The 24,203-nt window shown below is 46.5% G+C and carries 21 protein-coding genes; 2 read left to right on the top strand and 19 right to left on the bottom strand.

Annotation, left to right across the window (positions count from 1 at the left end; translation table 11 throughout):
- Window positions 1-385 precede the first annotated feature (385 nt).
- The gene (locus I2I11_RS07330; RefSeq protein ID WP_196267031.1) at window positions 386-1,888 is read right to left on the bottom strand and encodes a glycine--tRNA ligase; all 1,503 of its coding nucleotides are present in this window, start codon (window positions 1,886-1,888) and stop codon (window positions 386-388) included.
- Window positions 1,889-2,110: 222 nt separating this feature from the next.
- Here I2I11_RS07330 and I2I11_RS07325 point away from each other — a divergent pair, with 222 nt between their 5' ends.
- Window positions 2,111-3,244, top strand: coding sequence for a hypothetical protein (locus I2I11_RS07325; RefSeq protein ID WP_196267030.1), 1,134 nt, complete (start codon window positions 2,111-2,113; stop codon window positions 3,242-3,244).
- Between the two features lie 110 nt (window positions 3,245-3,354).
- On the opposite strand, the gene I2I11_RS07320 is transcribed toward I2I11_RS07325, so the two are convergent.
- The 11 genes from I2I11_RS07320 to I2I11_RS07270 form a co-directional block, all read right to left on the bottom strand.
- Entirely contained in the window at window positions 3,355-3,813 is a 459-nt protein-coding gene (locus tag I2I11_RS07320; protein WP_196267029.1) for a hypothetical protein, read from the bottom strand.
- A 185-nt stretch (window positions 3,814-3,998) separates the two neighbouring features.
- Entirely contained in the window at window positions 3,999-6,080 is a 2,082-nt protein-coding gene (locus I2I11_RS07315; RefSeq protein WP_230679957.1) for a cation:proton antiporter, read from the bottom strand.
- Window positions 6,081-7,140: 1,060 nt separating this feature from the next.
- Window positions 7,141-8,751 (bottom strand): Ig-like domain-containing domain, encoded by a 1,611-nt coding sequence (locus I2I11_RS07310; RefSeq protein WP_196267028.1) that lies wholly within the window; start codon window positions 8,749-8,751, stop codon window positions 7,141-7,143.
- Window positions 8,752-8,821: 70 nt separating this feature from the next.
- Window positions 8,822-9,709, bottom strand: coding sequence for a class I SAM-dependent methyltransferase (locus tag I2I11_RS07305; protein ID WP_196267027.1), 888 nt, complete (start codon window positions 9,707-9,709; stop codon window positions 8,822-8,824).
- Window positions 9,710-11,572, bottom strand: coding sequence for a tRNA uridine-5-carboxymethylaminomethyl(34) synthesis enzyme MnmG (gene mnmG, locus I2I11_RS07300; protein WP_196267026.1), 1,863 nt, complete (start codon window positions 11,570-11,572; stop codon window positions 9,710-9,712).
- 64 nt (window positions 11,573-11,636) lie between these two features.
- On the bottom strand, window positions 11,637-12,065 hold the full coding sequence (gene ybeY, locus I2I11_RS07295; protein WP_196267025.1) for an rRNA maturation RNase YbeY: 429 nt from the start codon (window positions 12,063-12,065) through the stop codon (window positions 11,637-11,639).
- A complete protein-coding gene (locus tag I2I11_RS07290; RefSeq protein ID WP_196267024.1) occupies window positions 12,049-12,474 on the bottom strand; it encodes an ATP-binding protein in 426 nt (141 codons plus the stop codon). The genes ybeY and I2I11_RS07290 overlap by 17 nt, the downstream gene beginning before the upstream one ends.
- A 28-nt stretch (window positions 12,475-12,502) precedes the next feature.
- On the bottom strand, window positions 12,503-15,823 hold the full coding sequence (locus I2I11_RS07285; RefSeq protein WP_196267023.1) for a DUF4175 family protein: 3,321 nt from the start codon (window positions 15,821-15,823) through the stop codon (window positions 12,503-12,505).
- A 435-nt stretch (window positions 15,824-16,258) separates the two neighbouring features.
- Complete coding sequence (locus I2I11_RS07280) at window positions 16,259-17,020, bottom strand: exodeoxyribonuclease III (RefSeq protein WP_196267022.1); 762 nt, start codon at window positions 17,018-17,020, stop codon at window positions 16,259-16,261.
- 101 nt (window positions 17,021-17,121) lie between these two features.
- Complete coding sequence (locus tag I2I11_RS07275; RefSeq protein ID WP_196267021.1) at window positions 17,122-17,472, bottom strand: hypothetical protein; 351 nt, start codon at window positions 17,470-17,472, stop codon at window positions 17,122-17,124.
- Window positions 17,473-17,567: 95 nt separating this feature from the next.
- Window positions 17,568-17,921 (bottom strand): carboxymuconolactone decarboxylase family protein, encoded by a 354-nt coding sequence (locus tag I2I11_RS07270; protein WP_196267020.1) that lies wholly within the window; start codon window positions 17,919-17,921, stop codon window positions 17,568-17,570.
- 95 nt (window positions 17,922-18,016) lie between these two features.
- On the opposite strand from I2I11_RS07270, the gene I2I11_RS07265 reads away from it, so the two are divergent.
- On the top strand, window positions 18,017-18,703 hold the full coding sequence (locus I2I11_RS07265) for a ComF family protein (RefSeq protein WP_230679956.1): 687 nt from the start codon (window positions 18,017-18,019) through the stop codon (window positions 18,701-18,703).
- Between the two features lie 240 nt (window positions 18,704-18,943).
- Here the strand turns inward: I2I11_RS07265 and I2I11_RS07260 are convergent, their stop codons facing one another.
- The 7 genes from I2I11_RS07260 to I2I11_RS07230 form a co-directional block, all read right to left on the bottom strand.
- Window positions 18,944-19,327 carry a DUF3037 domain-containing protein gene (locus I2I11_RS07260; RefSeq protein ID WP_196267019.1) on the bottom strand — a complete coding sequence of 128 codons (384 nt, stop codon included), beginning with the start codon at window positions 19,325-19,327 and terminating at the stop codon, window positions 18,944-18,946.
- Window positions 19,305-20,111 (bottom strand): HipA family kinase, encoded by an 807-nt coding sequence (locus tag I2I11_RS07255; protein ID WP_230679955.1) that lies wholly within the window; start codon window positions 20,109-20,111, stop codon window positions 19,305-19,307. The genes I2I11_RS07260 and I2I11_RS07255 overlap by 23 nt, the downstream gene beginning before the upstream one ends.
- A gap of 122 nt (window positions 20,112-20,233) precedes the next feature.
- Window positions 20,234-20,476 carry a DUF433 domain-containing protein gene (locus I2I11_RS07250; protein WP_196267018.1) on the bottom strand — a complete coding sequence of 81 codons (243 nt, stop codon included), beginning with the start codon at window positions 20,474-20,476 and terminating at the stop codon, window positions 20,234-20,236.
- Window positions 20,477-20,600: 124 nt separating this feature from the next.
- Window positions 20,601-20,945, bottom strand: a complete 345-nt coding sequence (locus I2I11_RS07245; RefSeq protein ID WP_196267017.1) for a type II toxin-antitoxin system PemK/MazF family toxin — start codon at window positions 20,943-20,945, stop codon at window positions 20,601-20,603.
- Window positions 20,932-21,144, bottom strand: coding sequence for a hypothetical protein (locus I2I11_RS07240; RefSeq protein ID WP_196267016.1), 213 nt, complete (start codon window positions 21,142-21,144; stop codon window positions 20,932-20,934). The genes I2I11_RS07245 and I2I11_RS07240 overlap by 14 nt, the downstream gene beginning before the upstream one ends.
- Before the next feature lie 516 nt (window positions 21,145-21,660).
- Window positions 21,661-22,893 (bottom strand): gliding motility lipoprotein GldJ, encoded by a 1,233-nt coding sequence (gldJ, locus tag I2I11_RS07235; RefSeq protein WP_196267015.1) that lies wholly within the window; start codon window positions 22,891-22,893, stop codon window positions 21,661-21,663.
- A 63-nt stretch (window positions 22,894-22,956) separates the two neighbouring features.
- Window positions 22,957-23,970, bottom strand: coding sequence for a PorP/SprF family type IX secretion system membrane protein (locus I2I11_RS07230; RefSeq protein ID WP_196267014.1), 1,014 nt, complete (start codon window positions 23,968-23,970; stop codon window positions 22,957-22,959).
- Between the last annotated feature and the right edge of the window lie 233 nt (window positions 23,971-24,203).

Below are 24,203 nucleotides of genomic sequence, written 5' to 3'. Positions count from 1 at the left end.
CTTTATTTCCACAAGTTTGCCTGTGCTGCCTGGCCACTTATTCAATGTGCTCTTTACACTTCCTATCCCGCGCTTGTGCCGGTAGGCTTTATGTGTATTCCGATCTTTTTAAGCTGTGGATTATACTTTGTAAATAATACAGCACACACTTTATAGGCTATAATCAATCAGTTTTTCAACAGCAGTTTTCCATTTTTTTCACAGGTATTTTCCACAGGTATGTATAAACTTAGTAAACATAAGTATCCAACTATGAGGCACCTATTGTAGCTGGGAACATACTTGTTTATACTTAACAGCCTTATATTCTACTTACCGCCGGTAAACAAAAAGGCGGTGCTGCCGAAGCAACGCCGCCTTTTTCAGCTGAAATTAGGCTTTATACTTAAGCCAGCTTTTCGAATATGCTTTTAAAGTTTACAGCTTTGTCGATGTAGCTTCTCAGTTCGCTACTCGGGATGCGTATTTGCTCGCGGCTGTCGCGGTCGCGTACGGTTACAGTATTGTCTTCCAGCGTCTGGTGATCTATGGCGATGCAGAAGGGCGTACCTATTAAATCCTGACGGGTATAACGTTTGCCGATGCTGTCGCGCTCCTCATAAATCAGGTTGAATTCATACTTCAGCTCATCGAAAATTTCAGTTGCTTTTTCCGGCAGGCCATCTTTTTTGGTAAGCGGAAGTATCGCTGCTTTTACCGGCGCAAGCGCAGGATGCAGTTTCAGGAAGGTACGCGTTTTTGTCGCTTCACCTTCCGTAATTTCTTCCTCCTGGTAAGCGTTGCACAGCGTCATCAGGAAGAGGCGGTCGGCGCCGGCAGAAGTCTCAATTACATAAGGTATGTAATTGCCGTATGGCTTACCCTCTTCGTTCAGATCATTATCGAAATACTGCAGCTTCTTGCGGCTCAGCTCCTGGTGCTGGCTCAGGTCAAAATCGGTGCGGGAGTGAATGCCTTCTACTTCTTTAAACCCGAACGGGAATTTATACTCTATGTCTACCGCAGCATTGGCGTAGTGGGCCAGTTTGTCGTGGTCGTGGAAGCGGAGGTCATCGGCAGGTATACCGATGGCTTCATGCCATCTTTTGCGCGTCGCCTTCCACTGCTCATACCATTCCATTTCGGTGCCCGGGCGTACAAAAAACTGCATCTCCATCTGCTCAAATTCGCGCATCCGGAAGATGAACTGGCGGGCTACAATCTCATTGCGGAAAGCTTTACCTATCTGCGCAATCCCGAAAGGCACCTTCATGCGGCCGGTTTTCTGCACGTTCAGGAAGTTTACAAAAATGCCCTGTGCTGTTTCGGGGCGCAGGTAAATCGTGCTGGATTCCTCGGCTACCGAACCTACCTGTGTCGAAAACATCAGGTTAAACTGGCGCACTTCGGTCCAGTTGGCCGTGCCTGAAACGGGGCAGGTAATGTTTTCACGGATAATGAGTTCGCGCACGCCCTCCAAATCTTCGGCTTCCAGCAACTTTCCCATTTCGGCTGTCAAAGCTTTGCCACGTCCGGCATCACCTTCATTCTCATACTGCGCAGCTTTGTCTTCTATCAACACATCGGCCCGGTAGCGCTTCTTCGAATCTTTGTTATCAATCATCGGGTCGTTAAAGCTGTCTACATGGCCGGAAGCCTTCCAGGTAAGCGGGTGCATAAAAATAGCGGCATCCAGGCCTACCACATTCTGGTTCAGCTGGGTCATACATTTCCACCAGAGCTGCTTGATGTTATTCTTCAGCTCTACTCCCATTTGGCCATAATCATACACCGCCTGCAGGCCATCATAAATCTCACTCGAAGGAAAAATAAAGCCATATTCCTTGGCATGTGAGATAATATCTTTTAAATCTGCGTTTTCTGCAGTTGTTTTTTCTTGTGTTGCCATAGCGCAAAGATAGCTTTTTCGTATTTTAATATGATAATCCTGTTGCAACTGTTTTCAGTTTAAGCTTTTTATTCTTCCAGAAAATCATCATAAAGCAGCCTTACAGGCTCCCTGACGCATTTTACCTGTTAAAGCTAAAATTTAATGAATAGCGTATAAAAAGACGCTTTTCTTTTTGGTGTAACTTGCACCGCTTTTTGATTTCTCACCTATACTTTTAAAATGGCCAAAGCAAAAAAAGCGAAACATGTGGTACCGGTTCAGCCGCATAAGTTCACAAAGCGGTTCAGCCTGGTTGACGTTGTTATCCAGAAAGAGAAGAAGTTTCTGTACTTCATTGCTTTTTCTTTTATTCTGGCAGGAGTTGTTTATCCATACCCTTCTATTGCGATGTGGGTTGGATTTGCTTTTGCCGCCTATTCTGCCATCGCCAACGACAGCATCCAGACCATCGGAACATTTATTGTTGCCAACGAAGACAAAGAATGGTACTGGCAATGGCTGTTTATGGGGCTGATTTTCCTCGGCACTGTTGCGTACAGCTGGTACGTATTTAATGGGGATGTGTCTTATCAGAGGCTGTCTACACCGGGTTTAGACGAGGCACCAGAAAGCTTTGTATACCTGCAACTGGCCTCTCCGATTGTGCTGCTGCTCCTTACAAGGTTCAGGATCCCTGTTTCTACCACGTTTATGTTGCTTAACGTGTTTACCGCTTCTTCCGGCACTATTTTCGGGATGATTGGGAAAAGCCTCTCAGGATATGCTGTAGCCTTTGTGTCTGCTTTGATTATTTACCTGTTGCTTACCAAGGTCATCAAACGTTTTATTAAAGGCAAAGCTCATATCTCCTGGACAGTTGCGCAATGGCTTATCAGCGGCTTTTTATGGTATATCTGGCTTGCACAGGATTTGGCTAACGTGGCCGTTTACCTGCCCCGGCACCTCAGTATCATCCAGTTTGCTGTTTTTGCGGGCTTTATCTTTATCCTTTTAGGATTCCTGTTTTTCATGCGCGGCGAGAAAATTCAGCACATCATCAGCGAAAAATCAGAGGTACGTGATGTACGCAGCGCCGCCATTATCGACCTGGTGTATGCTGTTATACTTTATTACTTTAAGGAAGTTAACAACCTGCCCATGAGTACTACCTGGGTGTTTGTGGGTTTGCTGGCTGGTCGCGAACTGGGCATGCACATTCAGTCGCATGACAAGAGCAAAAAATATGTGAAAACATTCCGGCTGATTGGGAAGGATATACTGTCTGTAACCATAGGTTTGGTTATTTCTGTTATACTGGCTGTAGCCATCAACCCGGTCATGCAACAGGAAATTATTGATTTTATGTTTAAGTAACAGATTTGCGTAGCAAGTATAAAAATAAAGGCCCGGTATAATACCGGGCCTTTATTTTTATACTTAGCGCTGCTGTGCAATGCAGGCTGTTATTTTATAATTTTTATTTTCTATTTCTCAGGCCATTTCACTTCCAGATCATCCCCGATAAATACACCGAAGTTTACGGCTATCAGTTGTTCGTCGTCGAAGTAGAGGTCTATCATTTCCTTTTCGAAGGAAATGCGTGTTTCGCCACCTTCCATTTCTTCTTCTTCCGGATCGTTCATGTCGTTATCGGCGAAGAGCTGCAGGATTTGGTTCGGGCTCATTTCAAAAATACGTTCACCCCACAGCTGTACTTCACGGTTAGCTGTTTCGATGCAGCTCAGGCGGTAATCGTCTTCTTTATCGAAGTATAAGGAGTAACCTTCTTCCCAGTAGTTCCAGGCCTCATGCTCAAAATCATCCTCCTCCTCTGATTCTTCTATTTCCTCAGGCTCTCCTACGAGGGCCTCTACTTCTTTCATTGTCAGGCCAAACTTGATTTTACCAAGCCCCTTACCCAACCTGATGTCCTTGTTGATCATGATAAATCGTAAGTTGTTTTTGTGCAAAGATACATGAATTATTTTTTCCGGATTTATACTTTCGTGTTAATTATGTTTGGTTCTAAGGGTTTTAACCTCCAGATTACACAGCAGCATCAATAGTTACACTGCTTTTGCTTTTCCATTCTCATCCTTCCCGCGGCTATCCGGCAACAGAACCTAAACTATACATTCTGCTCCGATTCTCCTTCGTTTACCTCTTCCATTTCTCCTGATTTTACCTGTATACTCTGGTACACCGGATACTGCTCTGGGTAAATAACAATGAAACTATTTTCTTTATAGTCCCTGGACAGAACGCGCGGCACATAATCCAGGTTATTATTGTAAGATACGGTTCCTTTCCTGGCCGATACTACAATTACCATATCGTCAGCCCCCAGTTCCGATTTCATTGAAGCGAACTCGTTTAAGTTAGCGTATGGATGAAACTCCGCATCTACTGTTGGTTTTGACTTGCTGATAGCGATCTTGAGTTGGTTAAGCGTTCTTTTGCGCGCCCTGAACACAATTTTTGCACCCAACTGCTGCGAAAGCAGTTTCACCGATCTTAACCAGCGCAGAAAGCCCCGCTCCAACTCTGCATTGGTGGGCACAATCACCACCAGCCTGCCGGTTGTATTCAGTGGCTGTATAATTCTGCACACCAGGATCATCTGTTCCGTATTGTCCAGCAGGTTGTCCAGCACCGTTCCGAAAATCCGGTCGCGCGTTGTTATTTTCGCATTCCAGCCCAGCACTACCTCCGTTATCATCAGCTCCTTTATTGCCCTGAGAATACCGCTTGAAATGTTGATGTCGATTTTAGAAACCAGCTGCACATCGCTGTCGGTGGCGGAGGCATGTTTTATAGCTTCCTGCAGCATTTTGTTCTTCTTGTAAATCTCTTCTTCTGCATTGTTGTTTTCTATCACCACTGCCAGCGGGTAAATTGGCTCATGGTAATCCGGATTTTTTAGCATAATCGATAAATCGACCAAGTTTTCGATCGTTTTCGGGTTGGCTATGGGGACCAGAATTCTGTCCGGCTTCTCACTTACTTCGGGCTTGCGTCTTTTTTCTACTATGGCCAGTTTCCGCCCTACCTTCTCAGTTGTCAGCGAGCTCACCAGGCTTGATGCCAGTATCAGGCCTACGGCGCCGTTCAGCGCACTTTCCCCTATTATACCTATCTCATATCCAGCCAACACTACGGCCAGCGTGGTTGCGGCATGTGCGCTACTCAGGCCAAACATCAGGTGCCGCTGCAGCACGGTAAACCCGAATAACTTTTGTGCTACAAAGGCCGCCGTGTATTTGGCTGCAGGCGCCAGTATAACAATAGTTCCTGCTATTATCAATGCAGTTGTATCCGTAAACAACACCCTTACATCTACCAGCATACCTGTGCTGATCAAAAAGAAAGGGATGAATATATTATTCCCTACAAACTCTATCCGGTTCATCAGGGGTGAGGTGTGTGGTATCAATGTATTTAGTGCCAGCCCGGCCAGAAACGCCCCGATAATAGCCTCCATACCGGCCAGCTCTGAAATAACTGCCGCTGCAAAAACCACGGTTAGCACATAGATGTACTGCGTTCCTTTCTCGCTCTCCAACTGCTTAAACATCCACTTTGATATTTTCGGGAACAGCCATATCACGATAGCCACAAATACGGCCATCTCCACAGCCATCTTTATCCAAATGCCTGGCCCCGAATTGCCACCGGCAGAATTGGTGATAATGGATAAAACCAGCAGCACGGCTACATCTGTTACCAGTGTTCCGCCTATCGTTATGGTAACGGCCTCATTTTTACTCAAGCCCAGCTTGCTAATAATCGGGTAAGCTAACAATGTGTGTGGCGCCATCATACTTCCCAGCAGTATTGCCGGGGCCACACTATAACCTAGTATATAATGAAAAACCAGGGTGCCTGCAGTAAAAGGAATCAGAAATGTTAAAGCTCCGAAAATAAGGCTTCTGGTTTTATACTTTTTAAAATCGATCATATCAATCTCCAGCCCTGCCAGAAACATGATGTATAAAATGCCTACCGTACCGAGCAACTCTATACTTCCTTCCCTTGATAAAAGATCAAATCCATTCGGGCCAACAATTACGCCGGCTACAATCAGGCCGACTATGCCCGGAATTCTTAATCTGCCCAGTATGGTTGGCACTATCAGTATTATCAGGAGTACCAGTGTAAAAATCATTACCGGCTCTTCAAAGGGCATGTGCAATTCTAACAGTAGCTTCATTTTTTATAATCTTTTCAGGCCTTGCCTTTAAATATACTTTTTTTCTGGTGATTGATCTGTGTAACTGATGGCTTTTCCTTTTACATTTTTGTCTTTCCATGCGCTTTCCACATTCATCAACCTCTAATAATTTTATTTAATTAAATTCTTTAAAGAATCTTTCTTTCATTGTTATGTGTGTTAATAAGTGTATAACTATACTCAATTTTGTGTAAAGTATACAACTTGTTTACATTCCTTTTGTTTTTCACCAAGTGTTCCACAGGCTCTTTTTGTTTATTAATTTAGCTGTCAAATCTTTAAGCTACTTTTCCACTTTTTATAATTTAATGTGTATTTCTTTATACACGGTTTACATACGCGTGGAAAGCCTGTTCCAGGCAGCTCATTTGTACACCTTTGTCCACTTTTTTGATGTTCCACGGGCATTTCGCCTATTGCCTCCGGTCAGGTGTGTAAATTATCCGCCTGATTACCCACGCTTATCCACAGTTATACCCACGCCTTTGTGGATTTCTCTTATCTGTTTCTTTTATCTAAATAATGGGCAGGTTTTCTACACTTATTCAGGCCAGCGCTTCTTTTTACGTGCGAAATGATTTTTCTTTTCCTGTTTATTCCGGCAGTGTAATCAGGCACTTATTTTACACACCAGAGAAATCCGGCTTGTGGCAGAGCAGTTGATGGCTTGAGTGTAAATGTTTGAGAGCAAGTTTTTGCAAAGGAAACAGCGTAGGTCTGAATGTATAAGACGTTTGGGCATTTACACATTGCTCCGGTTTAGGTTTATGCCAGGAGAATTTGCGTGTGCTTACGTGTTGTCTTCCCTTATAATGCTCTTCTGCAGTTTATTTTACCAAATTAAAGTATAGGCGACGTGATGTAATTATTAAGTATAAATCAGCTGTGGCAATAATTGCGGTGGTATTGGCTTTACGTTTATAAGCAACATGGCGTGGCCAGCACTTCTGCGCTGCCTTCCTTTGCCTAATACCGTAACAGCTCGCAATAAAAAAGGGAGACCAAACTGGTCTCCCTTTACTTTGCTGATTAAGCGATTTTAGAATTCTAGCTTGATATCTTCTACATCCCAGTTGGCTCTTACATCAATGGGCTGCGGATAGAAATATACCTGCTCCATGGGTTTTTTTAGTTCCGGATCGGGTTTATCCCAGCTCCCGTTCTTGTTTTCGTCGACCAACACCCGGATGCGATACTGCCCCGGCTCCAGCTTAGGGAAAGCAAATTTCTTCTTATTAGCTATTTCGGCTATAGGCACATAATCCATGTTCAGCAGCTGAACGATAAAGGAAGTTTCTTCTGTATTTACCATTCCCTTTATACTACCTGTGCCGCTTGTTTCTGATATAGCAATGGGCAAGGCTTTAAACTTCAAAGCTTCTCCCTGCAGCGGAACTATTGCTGTGCTGTCTAATAATAAGCTCAGTTGTCTGTTGTTGGATTTGATAGCAGGCAGTTGAAAGCGCAGTTCTGTTTTTGAGGGATCCAGGGTAATCTCCTCCGGGTACTTCAGTTTCTGCAGCAGCACCGAGTCAGCCATTATACTTATCGGTTCTGTGCCCGTTATATTCACCGGTGTTTCAAGCTCTATTGTTACTGTTTGCCCGGCGCTGTAATCGCCATCGCTTTTGTTGGTAACTTTTAGCTGTGCACCTTTTATTAACTGCGCGCGCTTGCCTGTAAATTCTATCTGCAGTGTATCTATGGCCATATTGCCCGCCGTATCAACAGCTGATAGAATTGCTTTTCCACCAGCAAAGGTCTGCGTTTTAAACAGCTGAAATGCTTTGCCGTCTATACCCGGTTTAAAATAAATACTGTCAGTTGGCTGCTCCAGAGGACGGGCGCTAAAGGTTTGGATGCCCTCGTTGTAGTTGGCTATGAAGCGGTCGGTATAGTTCTCGCGGCGGAGCAGGATAGGCTTCTTTGTATCAATCCGGACGGTCTGAAGCTTTACTGGTTCGGTGGTTGGCGAAACATGAACGGTTGTGGACAAATAGCCTATTTTCTCATTCTCATTATCATACTTAGAGTTTTTGTTCTTATCTATCAACGCGTACATGCGGTAATCTCCCTCTTTTATATTCTCAAAAAAGAAGCTGCCTGATGAGTCTGCCTGCGCCTGGTAATAAGGTAAATCCTCTCTAATGTTAAGCGTATCGGCAGCGGGATATAATGCTACAATAGCTCCTATTTCCGGCTCCTGAGTCAGCAACTCCACTACTGTTCCGGCCACTTTGCTGGAGTCGATAAAGGTACCCGTACTAAAGGCCAGCTTCAAGCCTTGTGCTACGTTGCTTTCCGTAATATCAGTCAGGCCTTCCCTGAAGTTTAAAGTATAGGTGGTGTTCTCCTGCAGCGGCTCTTCAAACTCCAGCGTAATCGTTTCTTTATCAGTTTTAACTTCGTACTTGTTACCGGTATTCGGGGTAATTAACAATTCACGTGTCAGGTTCTTTGCCTGTATCAACTCATTAAAGGTGAGGCTTATGGTTTTGCCTGTTACATTTAGTTGCTGGCTTTTGGGGCTGCTGCTCACCAGAATGGGGGCGGCCAGATCTTTGGGCCCGCCGTCGGGGCTGCTGATACTGGCACAGGAACAAATGCCCAGGGCTGCTGCGGCTGTTAAAAGTAGGGAGTATATCTTCATTTTCGGGGTTCTTGCTAAAACAAAAGAGGCAAACTTTCGCTTGCCTTCTCTGCTTTATACTTCAGATTCTTTACTTCTTTTTCGCTACAAAGATAAGGCTTGAGTAATCGTTGCCGTTTTTTTCTGCGTGGCTGTTTGATTTATACCCGTTCATTACGCTTGTGAGCATGCTGGCTTTGCCTTGTTTGTGTTTTTCGCTGAGCATACTAACGTAGTAAGCGTCAAACTTCATTGGCAGCACCTCTTCCAGGTTCATCCTGTGCTTCTTCAGAAAGCGCTTCATGGTAACCTGCGTAAAGTGGTACAGGTGACGGGGTACATCGTAAGCGGCCCAGTTTTCCTTATACTGCTGCGCATCATGCGAGTCGGCGTTCGGAACAGCTATTATCAGCGTGCCATCGTCCTGCAGGCAGTCAATGAGCTGGTCTATGGTTTCGTTTAAAGTATGGATGTGTTCCAGCACATGCCAGAGTGTAATGATGTCATACTTCTCGCCTTCAATGTCCTGCAGGTCAGTGGCAATTATCTCACCTGTATCTGCAGCGGCAATTTGTCTCGCCTTTTCGTTTGGTTCTACGCCTCTCACCTCCCAGCCATCCTTTTTGCAGGCCGTCAGAAATACGCCGGTACCGCAGCCATAATCCAGCACATTGCCTTTGGCGGGAACATACTTGTTGATGAGCTCTACCTTTTGTTTGGTTGTGATGGAGCGTACCACATGATACGCCTTGTTGATAAGCCCGTCTTTGGTATTGCTGTGCGAGATATAATCTTCTGATTCATAATAAGCTCCGATACTTTCGGCATCAGGTCGTGGGTTGGTAAACTTAAAATGGCAGTTCTCACATTCCACAATCACGAAGCTCTCTTTTGATACAGCATTATCCGCAACCACTAAAAAGTTTTTGAACTCGCCTTTGCCGCATACCGGGCAATATTCCAGTCTTTCGTAGGTCATTTATTTTCCGAGGTATACCATTAATACTGAAATATCAGCCGGCGTTACACCGCTGATTCTGGAAGCCTGCCCGATTGTTTCGGGGTTTATCTTCAGCAGTTTTTCTTTTGCCTCTGCTGATAAAGCAGGTATGTTACGATAATCTATTTTCTCTTTTATACTATAGTTTTCGAGCTCGCTCATCTTGCCGGCCATCATGTGCTCTTTTTCAATATAGCTTTCATACTTCACGGCGATGCCTGCCTGCTCTACACTATTCTTCTGAAACTTGCTGAGGTACTCTCCAATGGATGGCACTGCTGCAGCCAGGTGTTCAATCTCGATATTCGGGCGCTTGATGAGCTGGCCGGCACGCTGCTTTTCTGAGATTGGTGCGGAGCCGAGTTCTTCCAGCATGCTGTTGATATCTCCGGGCTCAAGAGGCTTATTATTCAGATAGGCAATGATTTCGGCTGTTTCGCGGATCTTCTTATCCACAGCTTTTAACCTGCTTTCGTCTGCCAGGCCCAGGTCATAACCGAGCTTTGTCAGGCGGATATCGGCATTGTCCTGGCGTAGCAAAATGCGGTGCTCGGCGCGTGAGGTGAACATGCGGTACGGCTCGTTGGTACCTTTGTTTACCAGGTCGTCTATCAGCACGCCGATGTAAGCTTCAGAGCGCTTGAGTACAAACGGCGCCTTGTCGTTGACTTTGTTATGCGCATTGATGCCTGCCATCAGTCCCTGGCAGGCGGCTTCTTCATAACCGGTTGTGCCGTTTATCTGTCCGGCAAAGTATAGGTTGGCCACCAGCTTTGTTTCCAGCGTCAGGTTCAGTTGTGTAGGCGGAAAGAAATCATACTCGATAGCATAACCCGGCCGGAACATTTTGGCCTTTTCAAAACCAACTATCTTACGAAGCGCTTTCAGTTGCACGTCTTCCGGCAAAGAGCTCGAAAAGCCGTTTACGTATACTTCTACCGTGCTCCATCCTTCCGGCTCCACAAAAATCTGGTGGCGGTCACGATCAGCAAAGCGGTTAATTTTATCTTCTATACTTGGGCAGTAACGTGGCCCCAATCCCTGAATGCGGCCCTGAAACATAGGCGATTTCTCAAATCCAGTTTTCAGGATTTCATGCACTTCCGGATTAGTGTAAGTGATATAGCAGCTGCGCTGTGTTTTTAAGGGCTCAGTATCGGTGTAAGAGAATTTGGATGGGTTCTCGTCGCCATACTGTTCTTCCATACGAGAGTAATCCAAGCTTCGGCCATCTACGCGTGGTGGCGTTCCGGTCTTCATGCGGCCTGCTTCGAATCCTAGTTCTACCAGTTGTTCCGTAATGCCTTTTGCTGCTTTTTCTGCGGCGCGGCCACCTCCCAGTTGCTTCTCCCCGATGTGGATAATACCATTCAGAAAGGTGCCATTGGTTAAAACAACGGCTTTCCCAGGTATGGTTATCCCCAGGCTTGTACGGATGCCGGCGGCTTTACCGCCCTCTACCATAATGCCTGTTACCATGTCCTGCCAGAAGTCTATGTTCTCGGTTTGTTCCAGGATCAGGCGCCAGGCTTCGGCGAAGCGCATTCGGTCACTTTGCGCACGCGGGCTCCACATGGCAGGACCTTTGGACTTATTGAGCATGCGAAACTGGATCATGGTCTTGTCGGTAATGATGCCGCTCATACCACCTAGCGCATCAACTTCACGTACTATCTGGCCTTTTGCCACACCACCCATAGCCGGGTTACACGACATCTGCGCGATAGTGTTCATGTTCATTGTTGCCAGCAGTACCTTAGAACCCATTTTGGCAGCAGCGGCAGCGGCTTCACAGCCGGCGTGCCCGGCTCCTACAACTATAATATCGTATTCTGGAAACATGGATCTGGTTATTAAAGATGTTTCACGTGAAACATGATACGGAGGTTTGTAATTCCGTATGAGGTTAAAACTTTCGCAAAGATAACGAAGAATCCTCTTCTTTGCGCATAAGTGCCTCGTCGTGTTCAGACTTATCTTTAAAACCCAGCAGGTGAAGTACACCATGTATGATAACCCGGTGCAGTTCGTCTATAAAAGAAGTGCCGGCGTCAGATGCATTGTCGCGCACGCGGTCTATGCTTATAAAAACATCACCTTCAATAATGCCGTCTTCATCGGCAGTATTGAAGGTGATGATGTCTGTAAGCGTATCGTGGGCGAGGTACTCCACGTTCATTTTGTGGAGGTAATCATCAGAGCAGAAAATATAAGTAAGGCTGCCCAGTTCCTGCCCATGCTGTTTGATAACTGTAGCGATCCAATCTGCAACCTGCTCAGGTTCTTTTAGGCTGAAATCGATTTCCTCACTAAAAAACTCAATTGGATAATCCATTTTGGGAGGTAGAGATATTAAATATCAGTTGTACCTTTTTGCCGCTTGCTGCAAAATTAACTTCATCGCAGAGATTACGCATCAGAAAGATGCCGCGCCCGCCGGGGCTCTCCAGGTTTTCAGGAGCGGTTGGATCAGGCAGGTGCTCATAATCAAAACCCGGCCCTTCATCTTCTACCTCAAACAGAAGTTTATTGTCTTCTACCTGTAGGGTAAGAAATACGTTTTTGTCTTTGTCAAACTTGTTCCCGTGGCGGATAGCGTTATTTACTGACTCTGTAACAGCAACCATAATGTTGCCATAAATGTCATCTTCAAACTCGAATTCTTCTCTGGAATTGTCGATAAAGCTTTCTACTACTCTGATGTTTTCGATTAGGGAAGGAATCTGAATTTTAACCTGATTCATATTAATCGTTAAGTGAAACTATGGTTGCTTAATTATTACTAATATTCTGAAAATATGCGTTTACCTTCTGCTTATAGTACGGCGACAAAGCAGGCGGAATGGTTTTGAGTAATTCAGTTTGCTTCTCTTTTGCTTTTAAATACTTTTCAAAAGATGGCGGAACTTTACGCGCTATCTCCTGCGCTGACTTTGCCTCCCGTTTGTTATCCAATTCCCGCTGCTTTGCTGCCTTCTCTGCCTCCAGCAAACGCGTCAGTATTTCACGCTGCCGCATGATGGTTTGCTCGGTCAAACGTTTGTTAACGAGATCGGTTTCGCTTTGTTCCATCATCTTACTGATATTTCCCATTTGGCCGTTTTCACCGTTTTCACCGGGTTTTTGGCCTTGCTTTTCCATCTCCTGCATTGCATTGCGAAGAGCTTCCTGCTCGGCAGCTAATTTAGCTAATTCTTCAGAAAGCGCCTTGCCTGTTTTGCCTCCTTTTTTTAAATCTTCGATTTTTTGGTTCAATTGCTGCTGCAATTCGCCCAATCCACCGGGCTTTGGCTTGGCACCTTTCTGTTTGCCGGCCATACTGCCCTGCATTTGCTGCATGGCTTGCTGCATTTGCTTCAGTGCATCGTTCAGCATCAGTGCCAGGTTGTTCATACTTGTCATGGCCAGTTGCTGCTGCACGTTTGCCTTCGGAATATTACGGTCGCTGAGTTCCTTCATGCTGTTGTCCATGCTCTGGTTCATGGCGGCCACTTCGCGGGTTACGAACGACTGAATCTGGAACACCTTTTTAGAAAGTGCAAACAGGCTATCTTCAATTACTTTGGCGTTATCCTTCAGGTTAAGCTGCTGCTGCGAAAGCGTAATGAAGCGCGGGTCGCTTTGGTTTACGGTACGGAACTGCTTCATCAGGTCTTCCTGGTCGAAGGACAGCGTGATGAGGTTTTCGAGGATGTCGCGCAGGTTGTCGAGGTTCTGCTGCATGCCGGCCATACTCATACTGCTTTTCATCTCCTGCATTTTCTGCGCCATCTTCTCCATCTTCTCCCCTGCCTGCTGCTGCGATTCGCTTGCTTTCTTGTTCTGGTCCTTCTGCAACTGCTCCTGGCTTTGTTCCATTTGCTGCTCTATACTTTGCTGGTCCTGCTGCTGTTGCTGTTCGTCCATGCTGTTGGGGTTTTCCAACTTCTGGTTGAGGTCTTTGAGTTCGTCCATCTGCTTTTTCACGTCCTCAAAATCCTGCTGCAATTCTTTCTGTTCTTCCTGCAGTTGTTGGTTTTCTTCCTGCTTTTGCGCGGTTTTGTCGGCGAGCTGCTTTTCGTCTTTGGCCATCTCATTCAGCTTCTCCGAGATATTATCCAGCTTCTGCTCAAACTGCAGCTGCTTAAAGAGCTCCAGTGCCCGCTCTATCTCGCGTTCCAGGTTTTTTTCGCGGTTATCGAGCTTACTAAGCAGCTTCTGCATTTCGGTGTCGTTGGGCTGTTGCTGCTGCAGCAGTTTCTCCAGTTCTTCGTAGAGCTTTTTGGTTTCAGGATCGAGCAAGTCATTCATCAGTTTCTGCAGTTGCTGCGCTTTCTCGGCCAGTTGCTTGTTGGGTTCGCTGAGCATGTTCTGCTTTTTGCTAAGCTGATCAAACATATCTTTCATGGATGATAGATCCTGCTCCAACTGCTTCTTCTTCTCCATCAGATTTTCCAACTGCTTTTTGTCCTGCCAGTTCAGGTCGCGCTTCGTCTTCATCTTGTCCTCTGATTTGGCCAGCTCTTTCTGCAGTTGATTGGCCTGGTTCAGCGTCTGGCTCAGCTGGCTTGAAACTGATTGTGCATCACTGTTCAGTTCTTTCTGCAGTTCGCGCTTGTCCGGCACTTTTAATTCGAAGGTGCGGGTACGCGCGCTTTTCGGTCCATGCAGGCCATCGTTGTCCCATACCTGTACAAAATATTCCAGCTTGTCGCCGGGCTGCATGTTTAGGGCAGCAGTATTCCACTGGTAATAATATGTCTGGCTCACCTGCTGCGGATTCAGCGCCAGTGCCTGCGTTTTATACTTAGCCTGCGGATTTTTGTCGTTGCTGAGGCGGTAGTGTAGTGCTAGGCGCGTGAGCCCGTAATCATCCGACACATCGCCACCGAGTACCAGGAAAGTATAAAGCGCCGTATCCTGAAACTGCTCTATACTTATCTGCGGGCTTCGGTCCGGAATGGTGGTAATCTGGTAGATGATGGGCTCTTTGTTACTGCTGTGCGCGTTGCGGAGTTTGATGCTGTAGTCCTGGCTCTGGTTAAACTGCTTGCTGGCGCTAAAGCGGTTGCCTTCTTTTTCGGCTATTACTATTATATGTTGTGCAGGTGCTTCAAAATTCAATTTTATACTATCTGTTTCGGTTGCCGAGAAGTTCCAGGTGATGGTGCTGCCTTCAGGCACATTAGCATTTCCGGTGTTTTGCACCTGCTCCGGCTTGCGCTTCAGGTAGGCAGGGTAAGTTACCTGCATCTCAAAATCCCTGAGGTTAGGCCGCGAAAGCAAAGCCAAAGTATAAGCGTCAGAAAAGAACCCGGAACCTTCCAACTGAAAATCCACAGGCTTTTGCAGTTGCTTAAAAGTATAAGTATAAGCGCCGTCAGCGTTTTGGCTGAGCTTCTGGCGGCGGCCGTTGTAGTTGATGTATACTTCGTTTGGCACGGCCTCACCCGTGATATTTACTTTCAGTTCAAAATCTTCGCCACGGTAGGTTTGCAGCGGATTGCTTTGCACTACAAAATCAAAAGGAGCCTGAGGCGTGTAGTGCGTCTTGTAATGGATGATGCGCTCGGTGCCCTGTACAAATATGGTGGGATAGATCAAGGCAATAAGCAGGGCTACCAGCGCAGGCAGTGCCACGTACTTCAGTAGCGGTGTGTTTTCGCGGTAAGTAACAGCATCCGCAAACCGGAAAGTGATGAGCTGACCTGTGCGTTGTTCTATACTTGCTGCAATCAGTTCATTTGTGCGGTCGAGGTTCTTTAGCTGAATAGCATTCAGTAATTTGTCATGGATATCAGGATAATGGGAGCCTACGCGCTGCGCCGCCTGTTCGTCGGTGAGCAGTTTCCGCAGGTTGGCCAGGGCTGAGACAGGCAGTATAATCCAGCGCACAAAAACATACACCACCACTGCCACAAAAGAGAAAAGCAGGAACGCGCGCACGTACTCCGGAAAGTAAAACATGTACTCCAGCAAGCTGTACGCAATGTAAACCGACAGCAGCAGGCCAATGGCAAAGATGCCGCCGCGCAGCAGCATGTTTCGGTAAAATTTGCGTTTAAACGCCTGCAACTGATGCAGCAACTGGTCAAGTGCATCGTTATGTTTCATGTCTGGCTCCTTCCTCCGGGTTTATCGCATGACAGCTATAGTTGCTGTTTAATTACTAAACGCTAACAGCCTGTTCTATAGTACGAAAAGTTCGTGGTGCTGCCGCTAAAGTATAACTAAATTTTGCAAGGTTATAAACATAAAATAGATTAAGCTGCTTTCATTCTAAGTTATACTGGTTGTTCTAACGGAAAACCATGTCTGGGAATCATCTGTCGGGGACATCCCTGTGCCGTAAATACCATACAGCATGCAAACAAAGATGCCTGAAACAGCAGTTCTTAAGAAAAGTAATTAGAAACAACCCTTTCTTCTACTCCGGCAGTGAGATTACTTTGCTGGTGCGAGCTTGCAGCTCGTACTTTTCTGTAGATGAAGGTACGAGCTACAAGCTCGCACCAACGGGTTTTCTCCTTTATACTTAAGGTCCACCCCCTACTCCACTTCCAGCAATACCGGGCAATGGTCAGAGTGCTTGGCTTCGGTAAGTATGGCCGCGCGTTTCAGGCGATGGCGCAGGTTTTCGGTGGCCATGTTATAATCAATACGCCAGCCTAGATTTTTGTTGCGTGCCCCGGCCCGGTAACTCCACCAGGTATAGTTGTGCGGCTCCGCGTTAAAATGCCGGAACGAATCGATAAAGCCGCTGCCGACAAACTTCGTCATCCAGTTGCGCTCCTCCGGCAAAAAACCGGAGCTGTTGGCGTTGGATTTCGGGTTGTGGATATCGATGGGCTGGTGGCAGATGTTATAGTCGCCGCTGATGATGAGCCCCGGCAATGTTTGCTTCAGGTCGCTGACGTAACCATGAAAATCATCCATCCACTGAAATTTAAAGCTTTGCCGCTCTTCGCCACTGGAGCCGGAGGGCATGTACACGCTCATTACCGAATAATCGTTAAAATCAGCGCGCAGCACGCGGCCTTCGTTGTCGTAGCAGGTTATGCCGCAGCCGGTTTCTACATGTCTGGGTTTGTGTTTGCTAAGTATGGCTACACCGCTATAGCCTTTTTTTATGGCCGGGTGCAGGTATACATGGTAGCCCAATTGCTCAAAAAGTTCTTTGTCGAACTTTGATTCGTCGGCTTTTATCTCCTGCAGGCACAGCACGTCCGGGTTGGCAGCAGTGAGCCAGCCGGAAAATCCTTTGGTAAGCGCGGCACGGATGCCGTTTACATTGTAGGTGATTATTTTCATGGTTTACTGAGAAGTTAGACGCTAGAAGGTAGACGTTAGACTTTTGTTGTCTATATGAAAGGTCTAACATCTAAAATCATATCAATTAAAAAATTTACGTCTTATTCAACTTGTTTAAAATACTCGATGACGTGCCATTTAAGCATATTTTCCTGTTCGCGCAGGTTGGCAAACGGAATGGATTTGACAGTTTTATAGTGTGGCCATCCCTCTTCGTCGGTGCCGGTAAATTCATAGTAGCCCGACAGGCTGAATACTTTGCAGGTGGCAATATGCATCAAATCCTGCTTCTCTTCTTTGGTAAATTCCCGTATGCCGATGCCGAGTTCCTGTATGCCAATCAAAAACAGAATTGCGTTCATATCCGGCTTTTTGCCGAATTGCTTCATCAGTGCCGCCCGCAGTTGCGTCCAGTTATGCTCCAGGTTATCGGATTCTAAATCTAGGTTCATGTTAACTGTTGTCTTGTTTGTTGTTGATTATTGTTCGCAAAAATGTGCTTACACTTCAGAAAGCAACATTCAGGAATCAACAATCAACAATAAATTTACTCTGCACTTCCGCGCGCTTTCAGTTCCTCCCAGTATTCCACGGCTCTTCTGAAATGCGGAATCACGATGGAGCCGCCTACCAGGTTGGCGATAGAAAATACCTCCATTATTTCTTCGTCGGTCAGGCCTTCGTCGTAGCATTTGCCCACGTGGTACTTGATGCAGTCGTCGCAACGCAACACCATCGAAGCCACCAGCCCCAGCATTTCCTTCGTTTTCACGTCCAGGGCGCCTTCCATGTAGGTGTTGGTGTCGAGGTTGAAAAAACGCTTTATTACTTTATTGTCGTAAGACATGATGCGCTCGTTCATGCGCACACGGTAGTCGTTAAATTCTTCTACTAAGCTCATTGTTGCTATCCGGATTACTTTTTCAGCTATAAAATAGTATAAGTATAAAGTTAAGCGAAATTAACTATAATACCTTAAACCGTATTGCCCGGCCTATGTTTAACGACCTGCTTGCGCTGCTGTTCCCCGAGAGTTGCTATGCCTGCGATGGCGCTATGGCACGTGGCGAAAAGTATATCTGTACCAAATGCAACGTAAAGCTGCCCTACACCGATTTTCATGTGCATGGTGCTACGGAGCTGAACCCTTTGCAGCGCCGGTTCTGGGGTAAGGTGCCGGTGCGGTTTGCTTTTGCTTATTTACACTTTGTGCCGAAAGGACGCGTGCAGCGGCTGTTGCACCGGCTCAAGTATAAAGGCGCGCAGGAACTGGGCGCGCACCTGGGACAGCGTTACGGTTCCCTCCTCTCTGAGCATCAGTATAACCAACAATTTGATTTGATAGTGCCCGTGCCACTGCACAAGTATAAACTGCGCCGCCGCGGCTATAACCAGTCCGACACGTTTGCCAAAGGTTTGGCCGAAGCCATGAAGGTGCCCTGGAGCAGCAACACATTGGCGCGCCTGCTGGATACCGCTACCCAAACAAAGAAAAACCGCCTGGACCGCTGGCAAAACGTGGAACAGGTATTTCAGGTAGTGCGGCCGGAGCAGGTGCAGGGCAAGCGCATACTTGTAGTAGACGACGTGATGACAACAGGCGCTACTTTAGAAACCTGTGCGGTAGAACTGTTAAAGGCAGGTGCTGCAGAGGTAAGCGTGGTAACAATAGCGGCAGCATAGCTCTAGGTCCTGTAAAATATCGGAAAGAATAATAATTAGGCTGATAATCCAGCATATACTTTTGCTACTATTTCGGACATCCATGTTCCCATAACAGCATCAGAAAGGTAGTATACTGCTCCTTTTTGCTTAAAAGAATGGTACGGCTTTGTTGTTTTGTCATCCTGAAAGGATCTTGTGAATGAAAAGTAGGTAATACACAAGATCCTTTCAGGATGACAAAATAGGTACTTCCGCTCCTTACAGAACCAGTTGCGCAAAAAGCCGTGCAAGCGTTTGCGGGGCATCTGCACACAAACCCGGATGAACCGGAGAGGTTTGTACTACGGTGCTGCGGGCAGCCGTAAGCCAGCGAAAACGCGAAGCTACTGGCAACTGACCAATAGTGCCGCCCATTGTGCGGCCTGCGCAAATCCGCTCAAAAGCACAAAGACGCTCCACCAGTTCCTGCATGTTTAGCTCAGCAGAGAAAGCACGGAGGCGCTCTTGGTCGAGCTTATACTTTATTTGCAGAAATCCCTGCGCGGCACAATACATAATTACGCCCACGTTCAGAAATTCCTCGCGCTCTACCCGTGGTACCACGCGGATAACGGCATACTCAAATAAGTGCTTTTCTTGCATGCTGCGCTTCTTTGACAAAGATTTCTGAATGGGCCAGGCGAATCTCTAAAAACCGGACATAAGCCTGCCGGTGCTCCTCGGCCGAGGCAAACTCGTTTACAAGCCACTCGTCAGGGATTAACGAAGCAATGGAACGGATGCGCTCGGGCGTAAGTATGGCACGGAAACCGGCATCTGCTGTATCAAGTTCGGAAGCCTGGGGCAATAACACATGGTCTTTTACCTGCACGAACGGCCGTTTGGCCTGCTCTTCCCAGTTTTGCCAGGAATGATGGAAGTATAAGGCCGCGCCATGGTCAATCAGCCATAATTCCCTGTGCCAGATAAGCATGTTGGTGTTGCGGGGTGTCCGGTCTACATTCATCAGCAGGCAATCCAACCACACAACCTGAGAGGCCAGCTTCGCATCCACCGTGTTTACCAGCGCATCAAACGTAATGGCGCCGGACAGGTAATGCAATCCCAGGTTAAGGCCTTCGCTCGCCCGCAGCAAATCCTGGATTTCCTCGTCAGGCTCTGTGCGTCCGAAGGCTTCGTGGAGGTTGATGAGCACGATTTCCGGCACCCGCAGCCCAAGCGCGCGGGCAATTTCGCCGCCGATGAGCTCGGCAATCAGCGCTTTGATGCCCTGCCCTGCTCCCCGGAATTTAAGTACGTACAGAAAGTCGTCGTCTGCCTCCACAATGGCAGGTAAGGACCCTCCTTCGCGCAGGGGCGTAACATAACGCGTTACGTTCACGGTTCTGAGTTCGGGCGGACTATACTTTACAGGTATGTTGTTCAAAATTTATCTTTGGAGTTCGGCAAAGTTACGAAGTTGAGGCTTCTTTAAGAATAACTGTCCTATGTGATTTCTGAAGGCTACATCTGTTACTTAAAAGTTAGATTCAGGCTTTCTTTTATTAATCAAGCAGCAGTTTCATATAGCTTTTCTATATTTTTAGGAGGCATTATTTTTTCGGCAATTCCTAGCACTCTAATCGCTTGTTCTTTGCTTACGGTTGGAAAATCTTCTAAAAATTCGGCCAGAGGAACTCCCTTTTCTAAATGCAGGAAAAGTGTTTCTATCGGAACCCGGGTTCCCTCGAAAACAGGTTGTCCGCCTAAGATTTTCCGGTCAATGCTAATGAAGTCCCAAATATTGATCATAATGTCAGATTACGATTTTTACAAAAGAAAAGCGATTCTTTAGCTTGAGCCTAACTTTTGGAACATGCTGTGGACGAGGTTTAGCTGAGTATACAGCATGTGCTGTGTTGGAGCACGTTTCTCTTCAATCTTCTATGGAAAAAACTTTAGCTAACCCAGACTTTATCTCTTCCAACTGATTTGAGGTTACCTTACCCACTTTTTTAGCGAAGCGGAGTTCTGATAGTGAGCGCACTTGGAAGCAGTCAGCTGCAGATAGTTTGGAAAGGTTATTTGTTTTATCTGGTGTTATTTTCACCATCCACGGTGCAATTGCATACCGATCTTTCCAGTCCGTTAGTGGGACGATTATTTTTAATGGCAATTTGCCTAAAGCATTGTTATTAACGACAATGGCTGATCTTGTCTTTTTAATTTCAGCACCAACTGTTGGGTCTAAGTTAATTAACCATATTTCACCTTGTTTCATAGAAATCTTCAAAGTCAAGGCTGGTCAAAGAAGTAAGTTCTTTGTCAGTTGCATAATCACCATACAAAGCTATAGCTGCCCTTCTAAGTTGATTCTTATTTTCGGTTTCTCTGATTGACTTCAATGTTTGCTCGACAATTCTTAGTCTCTTGTCCATTGGCAGCCTTTTTATTTCTCTTATTATTTCTATCATTCCCATATTTCAAATATACAAATTTTGATAGAGAATAGTTGACCTTCTTTAATTGCAAATGTGCTCCAACTTATCGTATAGCAGGAGTACTATCTCTGCTATGCTACCCAATATAAGCGAATAAAGGAAATAATTATCATAACAACTATAATGATTGCTGCTCACGCTAGCAAATAATCGCTGAAGTATAAACTGTTACTAAGAGCCCCAATTAGAGGTGAAAAGCATCTTCTTATACTTAAAGCTAGCAGTGTTTTACTACCAGATTTTATTCATCTTTTAGTAAATCAGTGAGCTTATCAGGGCTTTGTCTGCTATCCCAGGCCAAAAGGATTTCTATTCTACTCTCCATTTCTTCATAAGAGAGCAGGTAATCCCTTACAATCTTTAACCTTATTTTTATGGCTTAACCGTAACAGCCAGTATAGAAAAGTAGAGATTTGAAACGGAAATTACAACTCCTGCTAAACCAAAAAAGCCCGGAATTGCTTCCGGGCTTTTTGCTATACTTGATATTATACTTTATTTGTTGGAACCAGCGTTGATCATGGCGCAACGGAAGCCGATGGTGGCGGTGGCAGAATCCTGTGCCATAAAGCGGCGTGTACCCGGAGACAACCAGTAAGCTACATCTTTCCAGGAGCCGCCTTTAAATACGCGCACCTCGTCGTTGATCAAAGAATGGAAACCTTCGCTGGAATCATAATTTTCTGACTCGTCCAGGTAGTCGTTGCGGCGGAAAGGGTTCAGGTCTTCCACATCCTGGTACGAAAGCGGACGGTAAATGTCCTGCACCCACTCGTTTACGTTTCCGGCCATGTTGTACAAGCCGTAGTCATTTGGCGGATAGCTGTAGATATAGTCCGTAATCATGGCGCCATCGTTCAGGGCGCCGGCAATACCGGCGTAGTCGCCACGGCCACGCTTAAAGTTAGCCATAAACTGGCCCATATTTTTGCCATACGGGTTGCGTACCTGGTGGCCGTCCCAGGGGTAAAGTCTCCTGTTGTTCTGGTTTTCGTCGTCTGTATACTGTGTGCCAATCAGTGCTTGTGCGGCATATTCCCATTCTGCTTCTGTGGGCAGGCGGTAGTTTGGCAATACGTAGCCCGATTCTATAGATGGTTTTGTGCCTTCGGGTGCTGCATCGCCACCACCTTTTTTTCTACCGAACAAGCCACCGCCGCCACCGCCGTTGGCCTGCTGTGCCAGGTTTTCGTTTACTTTAGCGGTACGCCAGATGCAATAATCGTTGGCCTGCAGCCAGCTTACGCCCACCACCGGGTAAAAACGGAAGCCCGGGTAGCGCAGATAATATTGCTCGTAAGGGTCGTTAAAAGACAGCTGCGAAGACCACACCGTGGTGTCCGGCAAAGCGGCCTGGTATACTTCCGGCAGCGAATCAGCCTTCAGGTAATGCAGGTATTCCAGCCAGTGGATGTTGGCCACCTCTGTTTCATCCATGTAAAAAGAGGCTACCGTAACCGTACGCTCTATGTTGTCGCGTGTCATGGCCACGTCCTCTTCCATAGAACCCAGTGTGGTGCGGCCGCCCTCAATAAACACCAGGCCCGGGCCCTGCGGGAACTGCGCATAATCAGCTACCTGAAATGAGGTTTCATCCTCATTGTAGGCAATCCCTGTGGCCGTACTTGTATCTCCGGGATCTGTGCTGGTGGGTTGTCCTCCTTTAGAGCAGGCGGTCAGGCAAAGCCCTCCCACAACTGCAGCTGACACATACTTGAAAAATCTCATAAAATAGCACCCGATTTAAATAAGGTTCTTGTAAGGTAATTTAATCCGCAATTATAATTAAAATTAGAATGCCGGACAAACAATGTTGCCGTTATCTTTGCGTCCTAATCGGCTTTTAAACAAATTGTTAAAGTCAATACGTTCAAAAGTCAGTGAAATTTCATTGGCGCCTCCCGCCTGCCGGCTAAAGCCCTTTAAACCTGCATCATGGCTGAAGCCCACTTTAAACTGCTCCAGTTCTAATCCAATTACGACGGCCAGGGCCTGATCGGGGTTGGGGCCGCCTGTTACAGGCACGCCTTTGTATATCAATCCTAACGTCAGCGGCGTGTAAATAGTGTACAAACCAAGGTCGGTGCGGCTAAAATTTTGCTGCCGGGTATAAGTTACGGCCGGCGAAAAGCTTAATTCAAACAGCCGGCCCTGATTCTGATAAGTTCTGGCATAGAATTTATACCCGGTATTGGCCACAAAACGTACCGGAAGTTTAATTGTCTGGCCGAAGCCGTAAGCGGGTTTGTTCAGGTTTGCCGCCGTCAGCCCAAACCAGAACTGATCGGTATAAGCCAGGCCGCCAAGCGCAAAGCTCACATAATGTGCCGGCTCAAAAGTATTGGCTTCCGCTGAAGTTACGGCCACCATACCATTGTCTGATAACTGATCTCCGAACACCAGATTGTCGTAGTTAACGCGGAGCGAGGTAATGCCGGCCTGCAAACCGGCTGCCATGGCCCAGGTGTCTGTCAGGCGGGTATGATAGGCATAGGCAAGAGCAGCCTGCAGTTTCTGTAATCCGCCAATACCTGCCCTGTCCTGCTGCACCAGGGCTGCTACGGCGCCTTTCTGGTTGGGCAGCCTGTAGTCGGCAGCCACTTGGTTGGTAATAAAGGCGCCGTTGAGAGCGGGCCACTGGTTGCGGTGCGCCGTCGTTATGCTCCAACTGTGGTTCAGCCCGGCATAAGCAGGATTTAAGTACAAGCGGTTGGCGTACTGCTGCGTAAATGCGGCGTCCTGGGCAATGCCCGAAAGGCTCCCAAACATGCACAAACAGCATAAAGTCATCCATTTAAAGCGCATACTTATACTGGTTTAAAACCGGAATGGCAGGTGATGAAGTTTAACATTCAGATAAAAGGAGCCTGCCAAAAGGTGCAAAACCAGCAGTATAAAAGTTGTACTGAACTTAGGCTTGTACTTTTGCCAGGCTTCTGCTTCTCTGTTATCGTTTTTATACTTTATTTATACTTCAGGCAAGCCAGGTTTTACTACCTGAGTAATCCTGAATCAGATCTATTGCAACAATGGTTTGC

It is taken from the genome of Pontibacter rufus, assembly GCF_015694705.1.
Classification (GTDB): Bacteria; Bacteroidota; Bacteroidia; order Cytophagales; family Hymenobacteraceae; genus Pontibacter; species Pontibacter rufus.
Note: the sequence above shows the minus strand (reverse complement) of the source record. Positions and strands in the feature narration are given on the sequence as shown.